The organism is Pseudomonas sp. On1 (genome assembly GCF_033783325.1).
Genome location: NZ_JAWPOA010000003.1, coordinates 196,151 through 212,279 on the forward strand (window position 1 = coordinate 196,151; position 16,129 = coordinate 212,279).

General features: G+C 65.0%; 11 protein-coding genes. 9 read left to right on the forward strand and 2 right to left on the reverse strand.

Features of this window, described 5'->3' with window-relative positions:
- Positions 1-16 precede the first annotated feature (16 nt).
- A complete protein-coding gene (locus tag R5C80_RS04290; protein WP_104443817.1) occupies positions 17-1,558 on the forward strand; it encodes an ABC transporter substrate-binding protein in 1,542 nt (513 codons plus the stop codon).
- Between the two features lie 36 nt (positions 1,559-1,594).
- On the opposite strand, the gene R5C80_RS04295 is transcribed toward R5C80_RS04290, so the two are convergent.
- Together R5C80_RS04295 and R5C80_RS04300 are read right to left on the reverse strand one after the other, a co-directional pair.
- Complete coding sequence (locus R5C80_RS04295; RefSeq protein ID WP_038706165.1) at positions 1,595-3,742, reverse strand: hypothetical protein; 2,148 nt, start codon at positions 3,740-3,742, stop codon at positions 1,595-1,597.
- A complete protein-coding gene (locus tag R5C80_RS04300; RefSeq protein WP_267302786.1) occupies positions 3,729-4,931 on the reverse strand; it encodes a DUF3142 domain-containing protein in 1,203 nt (400 codons plus the stop codon). Before R5C80_RS04300 ends, R5C80_RS04295 begins: the two co-directional genes overlap by 14 nt.
- Positions 4,932-5,481: 550 nt before the next feature.
- On the opposite strand from R5C80_RS04300, the gene R5C80_RS04305 reads away from it, so the two are divergent.
- Genes R5C80_RS04305 through R5C80_RS04340 form a run of 8 tightly spaced genes read left to right on the forward strand, consistent with a single transcriptional unit; the run spans position 5,482 to position 16,105 of the window.
- Positions 5,482-7,344, forward strand: a complete 1,863-nt coding sequence (locus R5C80_RS04305) for a 3-dehydroquinate synthase (protein WP_038706166.1) — start codon at positions 5,482-5,484, stop codon at positions 7,342-7,344.
- A complete protein-coding gene (locus R5C80_RS04310) occupies positions 7,341-8,231 on the forward strand; it encodes a UbiA family prenyltransferase (protein WP_110604640.1) in 891 nt (296 codons plus the stop codon). The genes R5C80_RS04305 and R5C80_RS04310 overlap by 4 nt, the downstream gene beginning before the upstream one ends.
- The gene (locus R5C80_RS04315) at positions 8,228-9,001 is read left to right on the forward strand and encodes an EboA domain-containing protein (protein WP_319049851.1); all 774 of its coding nucleotides are present in this window, start codon (positions 8,228-8,230) and stop codon (positions 8,999-9,001) included. The genes R5C80_RS04310 and R5C80_RS04315 overlap by 4 nt, the downstream gene beginning before the upstream one ends.
- A 36-nt stretch (positions 9,002-9,037) precedes the next feature.
- Positions 9,038-9,922 (forward strand): TatD family hydrolase, encoded by an 885-nt coding sequence (locus R5C80_RS04320; RefSeq protein ID WP_319049852.1) that lies wholly within the window; start codon positions 9,038-9,040, stop codon positions 9,920-9,922.
- Positions 9,919-11,151 (forward strand): metabolite traffic protein EboE, encoded by a 1,233-nt coding sequence (gene eboE / locus R5C80_RS04325; protein ID WP_319049853.1) that lies wholly within the window; start codon positions 9,919-9,921, stop codon positions 11,149-11,151. Before R5C80_RS04320 ends, eboE begins: the two co-directional genes overlap by 4 nt.
- Positions 11,141-12,586, forward strand: a complete 1,446-nt coding sequence (locus tag R5C80_RS04330; protein WP_319049854.1) for an alkaline phosphatase family protein — start codon at positions 11,141-11,143, stop codon at positions 12,584-12,586. Before eboE ends, R5C80_RS04330 begins: the two co-directional genes overlap by 11 nt.
- Positions 12,565-13,707, forward strand: a complete 1,143-nt coding sequence (locus tag R5C80_RS04335) for a hypothetical protein (RefSeq protein ID WP_318865489.1) — start codon at positions 12,565-12,567, stop codon at positions 13,705-13,707. Before R5C80_RS04330 ends, R5C80_RS04335 begins: the two co-directional genes overlap by 22 nt.
- 10 nt (positions 13,708-13,717) lie before the next feature.
- Positions 13,718-16,105 (forward strand): hypothetical protein, encoded by a 2,388-nt coding sequence (locus tag R5C80_RS04340; protein WP_319049855.1) that lies wholly within the window; start codon positions 13,718-13,720, stop codon positions 16,103-16,105.
- The last annotated feature ends 24 nt before the right edge of the window (positions 16,106-16,129 follow it).

The following is a 16,129-nucleotide window of genomic DNA, read 5'->3' on the forward strand; positions in this document are numbered from 1 at the left end:
CAAACGGAGCTTGAGCATGAAACCCACCGCATTGAAGTTACTCACCGCCGCCGTGCTGGCCGCCAGCACCCTGGCCGGTGGCATGGCCCAGGCCGCCGGCGTGCTGACCATCGGCTGCCGCGAGGAGAGCACCACCTTCGACCCGATCAAGAGCGCGCAGAACCGCGACAGCTGGGTCTTCGCCAACGTCTACGACGTGCTGGTACGCGTCGACAACAGCGGCACCAAGCTGCTGCCGGGCCTGGCCGAAAGCTGGAAAGTCTCCGACGACGGCCTGACCTACACCTTCAAGGTTCGCGAAGCCAAGTTCTCCGATGGCTCGCCGCTGACGGCCAGCGATGCGGCGTTCTCCCTGCTGCGCATCCGCGACAACCCCGGCTCGCTGTGGTCCGACTCCTACAAGATCATCGACAAGGCCGAAGCACCGGATGACCGCACCCTGGTGGTGACCCTGAAGAACAAGTCGGTGCCGTTCCTCGCGCAGCTGGCCACCGCCAACGTGTCGATCCTGTCGAAAAAGGCCATGGACGCCATCGGCGAAGAGGCCTACGCCCAGGAACCGGTGACCTCCGGCGCGTTCAAGGTCAAGGAGTGGCTGCGCGGCGACCGCGTGATCCTGGAGAAAAACCCCTACTTCTGGGAAGCCGACAAGGTCAGCCTGGACGGCGTGGAGTGGATCTCGATCCCCGACGACAACACGCGCATGCTCAAGGTCCAGGCCGGCGAACTGGACTCGGCGATCTTCGTGCCGTTCTCCCGCGTTGACGCGCTGCAGAAAGACAAGAGCCTGACCATCCACATCGACCCGTCGACCCGCGAGGACCACCTGCTCATCAACCATGAGAAAGGCCTGCTGGGCAAGGTCGAGGTGCGCGAGGCCATCGACCTGGCGATCGACAAGAAGGCGCTGGTGGAAACCGTGACCTTCGGCCATGGCGAAGCGGCCTACTCGTACATTCCAAAAGGCGCGCTGTACCACAATGCCAACAACCCGCAACGCCCGTTCGACCCGGCCAAGGCCCGTGAACTGCTGAAGAAGGCCGGTGCCGAGGGGCTCAAGGTCAACTACGTGGTCAACGCCGGCAACGAGGCCGACGAGCAGATCGCCGTGCTGGTACAGAAGCAGCTGGCCGATGTCGGCATCACCGCCAACCTGCAGAAGGTCGACCCGACCCAGAGCTGGCAGATGCTGGTCGATGGCGACTACGACCTGTCGGTGATGTACTGGACCAACGACGTGCTCGACCCGGACCAGAAGACCACCTTCGTGCTCGGCCACGACACCAACCAGAACTACATGACCCGCTACCACAACGACAAGGTCAAGGACCTGGTGGCCGCGGCCCGGGTGGAGACCGACCCGGTCAAGCGCGGGCAGATGTACCAGGACCTGCAGAAGCTGGCCAAGCAGGACGTGCACTGGATCGACCTGTACTACAGCCCGTACATCAACATCTCGCGTAGCAATATCCAGAACTTCCTGCAGAACCCGTTGGGCCGTTTCACGCTCGAGGAAACGGTGAAGCTGGATGCAGGGGTGACGACTGCACAGAAGTGAAGGTCAGGGGGCGGCTGATGGCCGCCCCTTTTCGTTTCACACCTTGGCCTTGCGCCGTCGCAACCACATCCAGGCAACCCCCGCCAATACCACCAACCCCACCGGTAGCGCCTGCGCCTTGTACGGCCGCAACGCCGCCCGCGCGGCATCCAGCTTCTCTGTCACATAGCGTTTGTTGGCCTGGTCGAACCGGGGCGCTTCGCACTGGTTGCCGAAATCCTCTGCCCACTGCACGAACGGCCCCTGCTGGACGTAGCGCTTGTACAGCGCGCTTTCCTGCTCGGTGCCCGGCACCCAGCCCGCCGCCGTGCACAGCACCGCGGCGAAGGCCTGGCTGCTGCGTGGCAACTGGTCCGCGGCCTGGTTGGCCAGGTCGGCGGCGACATAACGATAGTGGTAACGCTGGTCGGGCTTGGCCTCGGTCGCCAACTGGCGCTGCACCTCGCCGGCACCGATGAACGGCCCGGGCTGCAGGGTGGCGCTGCCCAGGCTGAAGCTGCCACCCAGCCAGGCATAGTCCGGTGCCATTTCGTAGCCGAGGATTTCCATGCCGGCACCGCGTGCCAAGGTGGCCGCGGCGAACAGCGCCTCGGCGCGGCCCGTGGCCGTCCAGCGCGAGGCGGCCTCCTGGCGATGCTGGCCGTAGGCCTTGGCATCGGCCTGCAACTGCGCCGTGGCGAAGTAGCCGGGCGCCTCGTCATAACGGCCCTCACGCAGCAGACGTCGGCCCAGCAACTCGCGCAGCTGCGTCGCCACCGGTCGCGGCACATAGCCGCCCTCTTCCACCTTGGGGGCCGGTGGCGCCGGCACATGGGCATCGACATAGCCCTTGAGCTCGTCCAGGGTCAGCACGCGGTCGGCCACGTTGGCCGTATCCTGCCAGTAGATGTCCTGGCTGCGATACAGCAGGTCGAAGGCCTGCAAGTAGTCGCCGCGCTCCAGCGCCAGGATCGCGCCCTCGCCTTCGACCCGGCAGCCGGGCTTGACGCTTTCGTAGTCCCAATCGGGTGTCTGTCTCGAGCCCCACGACTCTTCGCGGGGGAACGCGGCGGCGGCCTTGGCATAGGCAGCGGCTGCCTGGGCCTTGTCGCCATCGCGCAAGGCCAGCTTGGCGCGCAGCCACCAGGCAAGGCCGGTATCGCCGGCCTGCTGCAGATAGCTCCTGGTCGCGGCATAGTTGCCTTGCTGGTAGGTCAATGCAGCCAGGCGGTCGGCGTCTTCCAGCTTGTCGCCGACACTGGCCTGCAGCAACCCGGGCAGGCGCCGGGCCTGGGTTGGCGGCTGGCCGTCGTAGTCCCAACCGACATGGCTGAGCAGGTAGGCGGTGAGCAGCTTGCGTGGCATCGGTTGTGCCAACTGCGTCTTCAGCTGTTCATCTGGCAGGCTCACCAGTTCGTTGGCAAGTTGCCTGAGCGAGCTGTAGCCACTGCCCGAGCCCAGACGGCTCTGGCTGGCATACAAGCGGATGGCGCTGTTCCAGTCGCCAGCGAGCTTGGCCAGGCGGGCCTCCTCGCCAAGGCTGGCAACCCCCAGTTCCAATGGGTCGCTGAAGCCTTCGGCGCTGAGCGCGCGGGCTTGCTGGAAAGCCTCGCGCGCCTGGGCTTGCAGGGCCTGCGGGGTCTGTTGCGGATCATCACTGGCCGCGAAGCTGCGGGCCATCAAGGCCCGCCCCAGCGAGTAGGCTGCCCAGGTGCTGCGCAGCTTGCGTTGTTCAGCTGGCAGGGCCAGCACCTTGGCAAAATAATCCGCGGCCAGGGGGTGGTCGCCGGTGTCGAAAGCCACCGCGCCGGCAATGTACAGGCGCAGTTCATCCGGCAATTCGGCGCCCTGCTCCAGCACTTGTTGCGGATCCGCCAGGGCACGCAGTTGCGCGACCTTTTCGCGCAGCGATTGCGGTAGCTCGCTTGCCTCGATACGGCTGCGCTGCTCACGGTAAGGTCGGTCGTTGTCGTCACTGTCCCAGTAAGGAGTCAGGGTCACATCGGTGGCGGGCTTGAGGCCTGCGATCTGCTCGCCGAGGCGATTCACCTCGAAGCCGAAATTGCCCTCCGGCAACTCGGCCAGGGTGTGCGCCCGATCGCCGAGCAACTGCATCGGGAAGTCCGGGCCACAGGCCAGCGCCGGAACGGCCGGCACGCTCAGGGACAGGTACAGCAGGCGCCGGGGCCAGTTACGGGTAGACATTCCATGCTCCTTGATCGATTCCATGGCAGCGCGCCCAGCCGAGGACGCGCCGGCCGCCAGCGGCGAGACGCGCGCTGGACTGGCGGTTGAAGATGAGGTGTTGCGGGGATTGCTGCAAGCGGTAGCCGTTGAGCCCGTCGGCGGCGTCACAGGATGCGACGTTCAGCTCCACCCGCGCAGGTATCGGCAGGTCGAGATTGCCGACGTTGACCAGATTGATGTCGCGCAGCCCCGCCTGCCCGGACAGTTCGACCCGCCAGTGGCTGGCGAGCGCGTCGCCTCGCGCCACTGCCTTCAAGGTGGTCAGGCTCCAGGCGCGGCGGTCGCCGGGCAACGGTAGGCGGAACCAGATCAGCCCGGCCAGGTGCGCAGGTGGCTGGTTGCGCCATTGTCTGCCCAGGTCCGCCAGTTGCTGTGGATCGGCCAGCAGTTCGCGGCGTTCGCCGCCACGATTCAACGGTGTTTCGCTTTCCACAACGGGCGCGCCACCGGTATCAGGCAGCAACGCGACGCCATAGGCGGGCAAGGCCAGGTAGAACGGCTTGTCACCGACGCGACTCCAGCGTTCGGCCCATTGCCTGGCCTGTGCCGGATCGAACAGGCCGCGCCGCGGGTCGCTCACTGCGTGCACCTGCAACACACTGCTGTCCACCGCCTGCAACAGCGCCGGCAGCTGCGGGCTGTCGAGCCAGGCGGGCAATGCGGTGATGCTCAGCTTCAGGCCCGGCGGCAGTTGTGCGCGCAGTTTCAGGAGAAATTCGCCATAGCCTGCAAGGCGAGCACTGCCGCTGTCATGGTCGATCTCCAACCCCTCCAGGGCCACACCCGCGGCCTGCCAGTCCGCCAGCAGGCGCGCCATCTGTGGGCCTGCCTCCTGCAGGTCGAGCGCCGGCAACTGGCCGTCCAGGCGCACCACGGCGATCACTGGCCGGCCATCGGCCTTGAGCCGTGGCAGGTCGACCAGCGCCCTGCTCCACCCGGCTTTGGGCTGCGCTTGCAAGGCCAGTACGCGCAAGGTCGAAAAGTCGGCGCGGCTGTCCGCCAGGGCTTGCTCATGGGCGGGTTGCCATTGGCGTTGCCAGATATAGAGCTGCTGGTCGAGCGGCAGTGCGGGCTCAGGCCGGCAGCCGGCGAGCGCGCCGAGCACGACACAGAAGAACAGATGACGCAGGGACGGGGTGGCGGGCATGCAATCCTTTGTCTGGCGCGTTGGGCTGCCGGTGGCGAGGCGGCGATATTACCTCAACTCAGCATCGAGGCGGCGTCCTGCCAGCTGGAGTACAGATGTTCTCCATGGACGTATATGCGAGGATTACCGTTGGTGAGTAAAGAGCCTTCACTCAGCACGCGTCATTTTAAATAGCTGCGTACTAGTTAGAAGACTATCTAACTTGACTTCAGCCACGAACTTGCAAGGCGAAGAATAATGACCAAATTAATTGATTATCATTCACCAGCCAAACCATACAAGTTTCAAGATTAATTATTTATATATAGTCAGGATTAATAATTCGCAAGCATTCTAATGCACTCATAAAAATCACGTGTTTCATCTAACCCTTCGCCCCACATTTCCTTGCAAAAGCGAAGCGGCCGACTAGTTTTGTGTTTGTCTTCGCCAACATCATAAATACAACTCCCTCGCCAATAAGTTCAGAGGAGTCCATGTCCTTGCGCCCATTGGGCGTGACGTTCGATTGCTGAAACGGAAATCAGTCAAATAACAAGAGGGACGCTTGATGAAGCGCAGCCGCGGGTATCGTGCGCTCTCGCAAAGAGGGCCCGGCAAACATTTCTGGTTGTCAGTACTGTGCTTCTCAGGCCTGGTGATCGCCAGCTTTGTATTATTCGAACAACAGATCCAGAACTTCCTTTCCCACCTCGAACACTTCCTGCCTTCGACCCCCGCCCAGATGCTTACCCTGGCGGTGCTGCTGATCGGCTTGCTGGCGCTGGACGTGGTACTACCCGTGCCGTCGAGCATGGTCGCGCTGTTTGCGGTGGCGACGCTTGGCAGCGTTGGCGGCTACCTGGTGATCTTCATCGGCCTGTGCCTGGGTGCCGGGCTGGGGTATGCGCTAGGGGCGGGTTATTTTCGCCTGCTGTCCAGCCGCCTGGGCCTGCACCAGCGCCAGCCGGGGCAACTGGCGTATCGGCTGGGCACGCTGTCGTTGATCTGCCTGCGCGGCGTGCCGGTGCTGGCGGAAACCTCGGTGGTGGCGGCCGGCATGCAGCGCTATCCGTTGCGCGCCTTCATCCTGGTCACCACCTTGGCCAATGCCGGCCTGGCACTGGCCTACAGCGCCATCGGCAGCTTCCTGGTCGCGCAGAACGCGCTGCTGGTGACCCTGCTCGCCGGCATGGTCCTGCCCGCGTTGTTCATTGCCGGGTACAGCCTGTTCAAGGCCTTGCGCAAGGGTGAACCACTGCGCGGGCGTTTCACGGTCAGTTACGACTACCCCGTGGTGTTCACCGAGCACCTGTTCGATCCGCTCAACACCTGCCTGCATCGCCAGCTCACCGCACAGCAGCGTGGTCGGGTAACGGTGCTGGTGTTCGCCGACGAACAGCTGCTGCGCTGCGCACCGCACCTGCCGGGCCAGATCGACGCCTACTTTGCCGCCCATGCTGCGGACCTGAACCTGAAAGCCGCGCCCATCGCCGTGCCGGCCGGTGAGCTGAGCAAGGACGCACAGGTATTGCAACAGCTGTATAGCGACATGCTGAGCCATGGGCTGGACCGCCATTGCTTCGTCCTGGCCCTGGGCGGCGGCGCTGTGCTGGACGCGGTGGGCTACGCCTGCGCCACCTTTCACCGGGGCATGCGCCTGATCCGCATCCCCAGCACGGTACTGGCACAGAACGACGCCGGCATCGGCGTGAAGAACGGCATCAACGCCTTCGGCCAGAAGAACTTGCTCGGCGCCTTCTACCCCGCCTGCGCAGTGATCAATGACTTCCAGCTGCTCACCACGCTTGCCCACCGCGACCGCATCGCCGGCCTGGCCGAGGCGGTCAAGGTGGCGCTGATCAAGGACCGCGCCTTCTTCGAGTGGATGGAGCGGGAGGCCGACGCCCTCGCCCACTTTGATCATCCGGCCAGCCGTTACGCCATCCGCCGTTGCGCCGAGCTGCACCTGGGGCACATCACCGGCGCTGGCGACCCCTTCGAACGCGGCAACGGGCGCCCACTGGACTACGGCCACTGGGCGGCGCACAAGCTGGAAAACCTCAGCCAGCACCGCCTGCGCCACGGTGAAGCGGTGGCGGTGGGCATGGCCCTCGACGGGCTCTATGCCAATGCCCTGGGTCTGTTGAGCGATGCCGACAGCGAGCGCGTCATCAGCCTGTTGCTCAGGCTTGGCTTCAACCTGTGCCCGCCGGAGCTGAGCCTGAAAGATGCGCATGGACGTTCGCGAGTGTTGCTTGGGCTCGAGGAGTTTCGCCAGCACCTGGGCGGGCAGCTGTCCATCCCCATGCTGAGCTGCATCGGCACATCGGTCGACCTGCACGAGATCGATGACGCCCTGATGGAACAGGCGCTGCTGCGGCTGGTCAGCCAGCGCGCGCCCCTCACCCTGGGCGAGGGCTGCGCGCAATGAACCCGATCGCGCCGGACCTGAAAACCTGGCTGACCGTTGGCCGGGTCTCCAACCTGCCCACGGTGTGGACCAACACCCTCGCCGCCGCCCTGCTGGCCAGCAGCGCCGGCGCCCTGGCGCCACCCTCCTCTCTGGTGTGGCTCCTGCTGCTGGCCATGCTGTCGCTGCTGTACCTGGCCGGCATGCTGCTGAACGACCTGCTGGACGCCGATTGGGACCAACAGCACAGCAACGCCCGCCCCATCACCCTCGGACTGGTCAGCCGGCGGCAGGTGCGCCTGGCCATCTACGGGTTGCTGCTGCTGGCCGCGACCGCTGCGCTCGGCCTGAGCCGCCTGGTCGAACAGCCGCACTGGCTGCTGGGCAGCGTCACCCTGCTGGTGGGCTGCATTCTCGGCTACAACCTGCTGCACAAGACCCACGTCCACAGCGTCTGGTTGATGGGCGCGTGCCGCTCGGCGCTGTACCTCACCGCGGCGGCCAGCCTGGCGGTGCCGGCGCAGCCCATCTGGCTGTGCGCGGTCCTGCTGGGCGTGTACATCAGCGGCCTGACCTACCTGGCACGCCAGGAGCACCTCAACCAGTTGCTCAGCCGCCTGCCCCTGCTGCTGATGCTCAGCCCGCTGGCCCTGGCGGCTTACGCCGACACCCTGTGGTTCTGGCCGGTGTTGCTGCTGTGGCTGGGCTGGTTGGGCTGGCACTACTGGCTGCACCTCGCCGATCCGCGGCGCCGACAAGTACGCGCCTTCATCGGCGCGGGGCTGGCAGCCCTGCCGCTGTTCGATGCCCTGGTGCTGGCGGTGGCCGACCAGCCCCTGGGCAGCCTGCTGTGCGTCCTGGTGTTCTTCCTGCTTCCACACCTCCAACGCTGGATCAAACCGACATGAACAGTCATATCGCTTCGTCGCCAACGGCGGCGCTGGACATGCGCCACGACTGCCTGGCCGAACGGCAGCAGGCCTTGATCGCGCAACTCGATCAGGCCGAGTTGCAGTGGTGGCAGCAGGCGCTGGCGCGCCTCGGGCAGTCGCCGGACGCCAACACCGCCGCCCTGCTGAGCAGCCAGTGCAAGCGCCGGATCGGCGATCGGGCCATGCTCGACGATGAGGGCTGGAGCCAGTTGCAAGTGGCACGCGCGCTGCTGCTGGCGCAGGTCCTCGACCAGCAGCCCGAGGCCGAGCAGCTGCCTTTGCTGCGCCAGTTGTTCCTGTGGGGCGACGACCAGGAAAAGGTCGCCCTGCTCAAGGCCCTGGACTGGCTCGACAGCCATGGCTCGTGCCTGGAGCTGGCCTTGCAGGCCGGGCGTACCAGCAACAGCCAGGTGTTCGCCGCCCTCGCCCTCGACACCCTCTACCCGTCCCGCCATTACCCGGAGCGGGCGTTCCACCAGCTGGTGCTCAAAGCGCTCGGCATGGGGCTGGACGTGAGCCGCCTGTGCGGTCTGAGCGAGCGTCAGGGTGTCGCCCTCAATCAACTGGCCCTCGATCTGCTGGATGAGCAACTGGCTGCCGCGCGCCCGGTTTCCGGCGGTCTGTACCTGGCGATTGCCTTCAACCTGCTCAGCCCGGCGCAGCACCAGCGTCTACTTGGCCTCAGCCGCCAGCAATGTCTGCCCCCCGGCTGGCATGAGCACCTGGCCGGCCACTTACCGACCTGATATCCGACGATGCCTTCTCCCTGACGAGGATCCACCATGCCCAAGTACTTCGACCCGCATATCCATATGATCAGCCGCACCACCGATGACTACCAGAACATGGCTGCCGCCGGCATCACCGGGGTGATCGAACCCGCGTTCTGGCAGGGCCAGGCCAGGACCAGCCTCGGCAGCTTCATCGACTACTTCGACACCCTGCTGGGCTGGGAGCGTTTTCGCGCCAGCATGTTCGGCATCCATCACTTCTGCACCATCGGCCTCAACCCCAAGGAGGCCAACGACCTGTCGATCGCCTATGAGGTACTCGAGGTCCTGCCGCGCTACCTGGTCAAGGACGGCGTGGTGGCGGTGGGTGAAATCGGCTACGACGACATCACCCCCGAGGAAGACCGCTTTCTCGCCGCGCAACTTGAGCTTGCCAGGCAATTCAACCTGCCGGTGCTGGTGCACACCCCACACCGCGACAAGATCGGCGGCACCAAGCGCACCCTGGCGGTGATCCGCGAAGTCGGCATCGCCGAGCACCTGGTGATCATCGACCACCTCAACGAACTGACCCTGCCGCTGGTGCTCGACAGCGATTGCTGGCGCGGCCATTCGATCTACCCCAACACCAAGATGTCCGAGCAACGCATGGTCGCGCTGCTGCAGCAGTACGGTACGGAAAAAATGGTGGTCAACAGTGCCGCCGACTGGGGCATCAGTGACCCGCTCAAGGTGCCAAAGACCGGCCAGGCGATGCTGGCCGCAGGCTTCAGCGAGGCCCAGGTCGAACAGGTGCTGTTCCACAACCCGGTGGATTTCTTTGCCCAGAGTGGCCAGCTGGACAAGACCCTGGTCAGCACCCCGCTGCCCATCGACCAGCGTCGCCAGTGGCAGGAAAACTCGGCCCTGCGCGGCCAGGATCCGGTGGTCAAATGAGCGCTGGCCGGGGTTGGAGCGCCTCGCAGCTCGGCTACTGCGGCAACGTGCACCCGGCACCTGACCTGGCCGCGCTGCGCGCCTCCATCGAGCAACACTTCCAGGGCGTGCGCAGACTGCGCGGGCTCGACGTGCAAGACAGCGGGCTGTGGATCAGCGCCCGCGCCGCTTCCGAGTTGCGCCAGGCGCCGGCACGGCAGGCGTTTCTCGACCTGCTGCGACGCAGCGGGCTGCGCCTGACCTCGCTCAACGGCTTCCCCTACGGGCAGTTCCATGAGGGCGCGGTGAAGGCTGCCGTCTACCTGCCCAGCTGGGCCGAGCAGCAACGGCTGGCGTACAGCCTGGAGCTGGCACGGCTGCTGGCCGAAGCGCTGCCGCCGGACTGCCGGCAAGGGGTGATTTCCAGCGTGCCGCTGGGCTATGCCGCCCACTGGAGCCCGGCGCTGCAGCAGCGTGCCGAGGAACAGCTGCGCCAGCTCACCTCGGCGCTGGCCCGTCTGCACCAGGAAACCGGCAAGAAGATCATCGTATGCCTGGAAATGGAGCCGGACTGCGTGCTGCAAACTACCGACCAGGCCGTCGCCTTCTTCCACCACTGGCAGGCCAGCGACCCACACCATGAATACCTGGCACTGTGCTTCGACGTCTGCCACCAGGCGGTGATGTTCGAAGACTGCCGGCAGTCCCTGGAAAGGCTGCGCCAGGCCGGGGTGCCCATCGGCAAGATCCAGCTTTCCAATGCGATGATCTGCCGCCTGCCGGCCCAGGACATTCGCCGTTGCGCCCAGGTACTCGAGGTGCTGGGCGGCTTTGCCGAAGCCACCTATCTGCACCAGGTACAGGCGCGCGACAGCCAAGGCCACCTGTGCGCCTGGGCGGACCTGCCTGCTGCGCTCGCTGCCTGCCTGGCGGAGCCCGGGCGCTACCGGGAGTTGCGGGTTCACTTCCACATCCCGCTGTTCAGCGAACACCTGCTGCTGCCGGAGCTTGGCGCCAGCCAGGCCGCCCTGGCGCAGACCTTCGATTTTCTCACGGCGCACGAAGACATCCGCCCCGTCCTGGAAGTGGAAACCTACAGCTGGGGCGTTCTGCCTGCGCAACTGCGACCCACCACCGCCCCGGCCCAGCAACAGGGCATCAGCGACGAGTTGCGTTGGGTCGAGGAGCAGTTGCGCCAGCGTCGCCTGCTGCAACTCCACGCACAGGAGGTGTGCGCCAATGCCCTCTGAACAGCCCCGCCAACCGCTGCTGCTGATCAACGTGGTCGGGCTGACGCCTGCGCTGCTGGGCTCGGCAACACCGCACATCAACCGGCTGTTGCAAAAGGCCAGGATGGCCAGCCTGCAACCGGTGTTCCCTGCCGTCACCTCCACGGTGCAGGCCTCGATCCTCACCGGCCTGTCACCGGCCGGGCACGGCATCGTCGGCAATGGCTGGTACTTTCGCGACCAGGCCGAAGTGCGTTTCTGGCTGCAACCCAACGCCCTGATCCAGGGCGAGAAGGTCTGGCAGACGCTCAAGCGCGAACTGCCGGGCTTTCGCTGCAGCCAGTTGTTCTGGTGGTACAACATGTACGCCGACGTCGATGCCGCCATCACCCCGCGCCCGCACTATCCGGCCGATGGCCGCAAGCTGTTCGGCCTGTACTCGTCCCCGGCAAACCTGCATGCGCGGATCGAAGAGCAGATCGGCGCGTTTCCGTTCCCGGCGTTCTGGGGGCCGGCCGCCGGCATCGCCTCCAGCCGCTGGATCGTCGATTGCGCCATGGCCGAGTTCCAGCTCGATCGCCCGGACCTGCAGCTGGTCTACCTGCCCCACCTCGACTACTGCCTGCAGCGCCTCGGGCCAGGGCACCCGTCTATCGTCGACGAAGTGCAGGCCATCGACGCCGAGGTCGGCCGCCTGCTGGGCTTCGCCAAGACGCAGGGCGCGGCCGTGATGCTGGTGTCGGAGTACGGCATCGAGGCAGTCAGTCAATCGGTGTCCATCAATCGCCTGCTGCGCGCTGAAGGTCTGCTGCAGGTGCGCCAGTCACTGACCTGGGAACTGCTCGACCCCGGCGCCAGCGCTGCCTTCGCCGTCGTCGACCACCAGATTGCCCATGTCTACGTCCGCCAGGCCCGCGACATCCCTCGGGTCAAAGCCCTGTTGCAAGGCCAGCCCGGCATCGAGCGGGTGCTGGACAGGACCGAGCAGCAGGCCTGGCAGCTGAACCACGCGCGCAGTGGCGAACTGGTCGCCATAGCCGCCGCCGATCATTGGTTCGACTACCGCTACTGGCTCGACGATCGCAAGGCACCGGACTTCGCCCGCACCGTGGACATCCACCGCAAGCCCGGCTACGACCCGCTGGAGCTGTTCATCGACCCCGCCATCCGCTTCCCCAGGCTGAAAGTGGCGCGGCGCCTGCTGCAGAAGAAGCTCGGCTTTCGCTACTACATGGACCTGATCCCGCTCGACACCTCGATGGTGCGTGGCAGCCACGGCCGTCTGCCCGCCAGCGCGCAGACCGGGCCACTGCTCATTACCGATTGTGATCTGCCGTTGCCGGGCAGCCTGCCGGCGACCGCGGTGAAGCAACTGCTCCTGCAGCATTTCCTGGGGCACTCATACACCGACCTGGCCAAAGCCAAGGAGCTTACATGCGGCGAGCCATCTCAATAACCGTCCTCAGCGCACTGGCCGGACTGGCCCAGGCCGAGGGCTCTCCCCCCTTCGATTGCAACCAGTTCATGCAGTTTGGCGGCAACGTCGACCAAGCCCGGCAGACCTTCGCCCAAGGGCCGGAAAGCATGAGCTGGAACTGGTTCGTCTGCCTGAACCAGCCGGTCGAGTCGAACAGCTCCAATCGGGTCTGGGAAACCCTCAAGCCTTCGGACCAGGTCTACCTGAGCAATGGCGCCGCACCGCTGCCCTGGGGCCAGAGCGAGCCGGTGCCGGCCGCGGTGCTGCAGGCCGCCCAGGCCCAGGGCCTGAACCCCGACCGCACGTTCCACAACCTCAACGCCGTGCAGCAGGTGGACGGCCTGATCCTGGAAATGGGCGGCGCGGTACCCACCGCGCAACAGGGGCAACCGGTGCGTTTCCAGCTATTGATGGGCGAGGACACCTTCGACTACATCGTGCAAAAGCAGGTGTACAACGTGAACGGCCAGGCCGCCTTGACCAGCAACCTGGCCTTTCCCTCCACCGCCTGGGAGCTCAAGGCCGCCTGGCTGTGGATCGGCAATGACCCGGATTATCAGCAGCAACTGCAAAGCGATGGCTACTACATCGCCCAGGCCTACTACCAGCAGGACAACGGCCAGTACCAGGTCGGCTACGCCGCGCTCAGTGGCCTGCACGTGGTCAACAAGCTGAACCCGCAATGGGTCTGGACCACCTTCGAGAATCGCAACAACGGCAAGTACACCGTGACCAACGCGATTCCCCCGACCCCGATGAGCAACAGCACCGGGCCGACCCCGGCGGCGCAGACCGCCAACACCACCTTCCAGGCCATGTACCCGGCGCTGGCGCAGTACGAGCTGATCGGCACCCAGTCCGAGACCAATCCGAAGTTGCTGGCCAACTCCCAGCTCGAGTCGGCCTTCCAGAGCCAGTCCTCGTGCTTCGCCTGCCATGGCACGGCGGCCTACTCCAAGACCAAGGGCTATTTCAATTTCGCCCAGAAGCAGCAAGGCGGGATTGTCTATCCGACTGCCGAAGTGCCGGCGTCCGAGTTCGCCGGGTACAACAAACTGGACTTTGTCTGGTCGCTGAAACGCGCCCAGTGGCAACGCTAAGGAGCATGACATGAGCGTACTGAACTTCCCGCGCATCTATCTCGGCGGCCATATGTTCTGGAGCCCGCCGACCGCCAACAACAACGACATGTTCCCGCTCTACGATGCTTCGAAGATGCGTCTGAACTGGCGTTTCCTCGAGTACTACGGAATCAACCCGGCGAATGCCAGCAGCAAGTTGATGCCATGGGTCATCGCCCCGCAAGTGCTGCTCGAAGCGCCAACCTATGTGACCCAGGTGCCGGGCAACGTCTCGCAGAATCCCAGCGTGATGATCCCCGGCGAGTGGAACCTGTTTGGCGACAATGCCTGCGGCACCGTCAACTACACGCCAGCAGACCCCACGATCCCGGCGACCGCCTCCGTCATCACCGGCGGCGAGCTGCCCGGTGGCGGCTATGTCAGCCAGGACCCGCTGATCAACCAGACCTACAACCTGCTCGGCAACCCGTTCGGCAGTGACGCCCCCACCCCGGCGCGCTTCGTCGACGTCAGCCCCTGGCAGAACACCTTCACCGCGCTGTACTTCGACCGGCTGGTACTTGGCGACGCCCAGTGCGGCCTGACGCTCAAGCGCGAGCACCGCATGCTCGACCGCTTCCTCAACTTCAACTGGGCGACCCTCGGTGGCCTGATCTATGTGACCACCACCTGGCAGACGTGCTTCCCCAAAGAGAACCTGAGCTGGGCCCTCGGCAACTCGCAACTGCTGCAGAACCTGCAGCAACAGATGGAGCAGCAGAAGGCCAAAGGGCTGATGTTCCGTTTCTCTACCTACCTGACCTGCTACGACATGAACGGCATTTTCAACGACCAACCGCCCATCATCACCCACACCGTCGACTCGAAGATCCTGGCCAATGTGCAGGCGATGTACCAGAAAGGCCTGGACAATGTCGGCAGCATCTTCTTCAACCCCGCCTACAGCCGCACCGCCGGCACCCTGGGCCTGTGGTTCGACGACGAGTTCCCCACGGCACCGGCCGGGCGGCGGCTGGTCCCTGCTGATCCGGTACAGTTGCAGAAGGACGGTGTGAACTTCAAATCCATGACATTGGGGGTCATCTCGGCGCAGGTGCATGACGACACCCTGTCGCTGGACCTGCTCAATGGGTTCCCCAGCTATTCGCTCGACCCGAAGGCCAAGATACCGGTGGCGGCGAAGTTCGACGCCGGCAGCTACCAGCTGGGGATACGCCAGGGCGAGCAGTTCACGCCTTTGGCCGGTTTCGGCTACGACGACTATCAGCAGGCAGCCTTCGACAAACGTTCGGGGATCCTCGACCTGCCGTTGAGCGCCGAGGCGCAGAAACAGCTGCAAAGCGGAGCGCTGGAGCTGCAGCAGCAAGGCGCCACCCCCGTGCAGGCGGCGACCCAGCAGATGTGGACCGCCGAAGTGGTCGAGAGCGCCAGCTTCATCGACGTCGGCGACAGCAAGACCTTGCAGATCATGGTGCAGTACGACGGCCTGCCCGCGCCGGCCGGTACCGTGCTGACGGTGGCCGAATACAACAACGCCTACATGATGTGCACCACCGACTATTACCTGGCGTTCAGCAACCCGGCCGACTTCACGCTGTTCCTGGAGGACCCGGACAATCCCGCCAACAACACCCCCAACCTGCCGCAGTTCGTCGGTACCCCGTCGCTCACCCGCCAGCTGAGCGAAGGCACGGGCCGTAGGCTCACGGCGGTCCACCCCGCCGGCCCGACCACCGACATGAAAGCGGTCAGCTACCAGCAGTACCTGCCCACGCCAGGTTCGGTGGCCCTGAGCCCCAGCCTGGCATTCGCCAACCCCGTCCAGGGCCAGGGCACACTGAAGGATGAGCCGAAGGGCAACGTGCAGTTCAGCACCACGCAGATCACCACCGACGCCAACGGGGTTGCCCTGCTGACTGTCAAGGCCGTGGCGCCGGGCTTCCCGACCTTGCGCTTCTTCGTGCATGAGGACAAGCAGCCGCCGCAGATCCCGTTCAGCTTCAAATTGATGCAAACCTACACCGACTTCCTCGCGCCGCTGCGCGTGTTGCCGCAGGAGCCGGAGATACAGCAGGCGTTCGTCGATGCCTGGAACCAGGTCTACAAGCAGCAGAACGCCGGCCAGCTGATCTGGGAAAGCTTCATCTACCCGTTCATCCTGCAGCCGTTCTTCTACATGTACCCGATCATGAACAAGTACATGCCGCTGAACTCCCTGGCGCGCATAGAAGGCGCGGTCGACCAGTTGATCGTGCTGATCAGCAAGGAGTACCAGGAGGAAAGCACCCTGGCGATGCCCATCACCCGGGACATGCCGCAAAGCCGCCGGGCGGTGCTGGAGCTCTGGGCCCAGGCCCTGGTGAAACGCAACTACCCCCCCATCCCGCTGAGCATGAGCGACTTCCCGCAAGGCTGACCGGCAGGACTGCCGGGTGACGAG

Excerpts from the sequence above, each read along its gene's own strand:
- R5C80_RS04290 (WP_104443817.1), top strand. The coding sequence starts at position 17 with ATGAAACCCACCGCATTGAAGTTACTCACCGCCGCCGTGCTGGCCGCC.
- R5C80_RS04295 (WP_038706165.1), bottom strand. The coding sequence starts at position 3,742 with ATGTCTACCCGTAACTGGCCCCGGCGCCTGCTGTACCTGTCCCTGAGC.
- R5C80_RS04300 (WP_267302786.1), bottom strand. The coding sequence starts at position 4,931 with ATGCCCGCCACCCCGTCCCTGCGTCATCTGTTCTTCTGTGTCGTGCTC.
- R5C80_RS04305 (WP_038706166.1), top strand. The coding sequence starts at position 5,482 with ATGAAGCGCAGCCGCGGGTATCGTGCGCTCTCGCAAAGAGGGCCCGGC.
- R5C80_RS04310 (WP_110604640.1), top strand. The coding sequence starts at position 7,341 with ATGAACCCGATCGCGCCGGACCTGAAAACCTGGCTGACCGTTGGCCGG.
- R5C80_RS04315 (WP_319049851.1), top strand. The coding sequence starts at position 8,228 with ATGAACAGTCATATCGCTTCGTCGCCAACGGCGGCGCTGGACATGCGC.
- R5C80_RS04320 (WP_319049852.1), top strand. The coding sequence starts at position 9,038 with ATGCCCAAGTACTTCGACCCGCATATCCATATGATCAGCCGCACCACC.
- eboE (WP_319049853.1), top strand. The coding sequence starts at position 9,919 with ATGAGCGCTGGCCGGGGTTGGAGCGCCTCGCAGCTCGGCTACTGCGGC.
- R5C80_RS04330 (WP_319049854.1), top strand. The coding sequence starts at position 11,141 with ATGCCCTCTGAACAGCCCCGCCAACCGCTGCTGCTGATCAACGTGGTC.
- R5C80_RS04335 (WP_318865489.1), top strand. The coding sequence starts at position 12,565 with ATGCGGCGAGCCATCTCAATAACCGTCCTCAGCGCACTGGCCGGACTG.
- R5C80_RS04340 (WP_319049855.1), top strand. The coding sequence starts at position 13,718 with ATGAGCGTACTGAACTTCCCGCGCATCTATCTCGGCGGCCATATGTTC.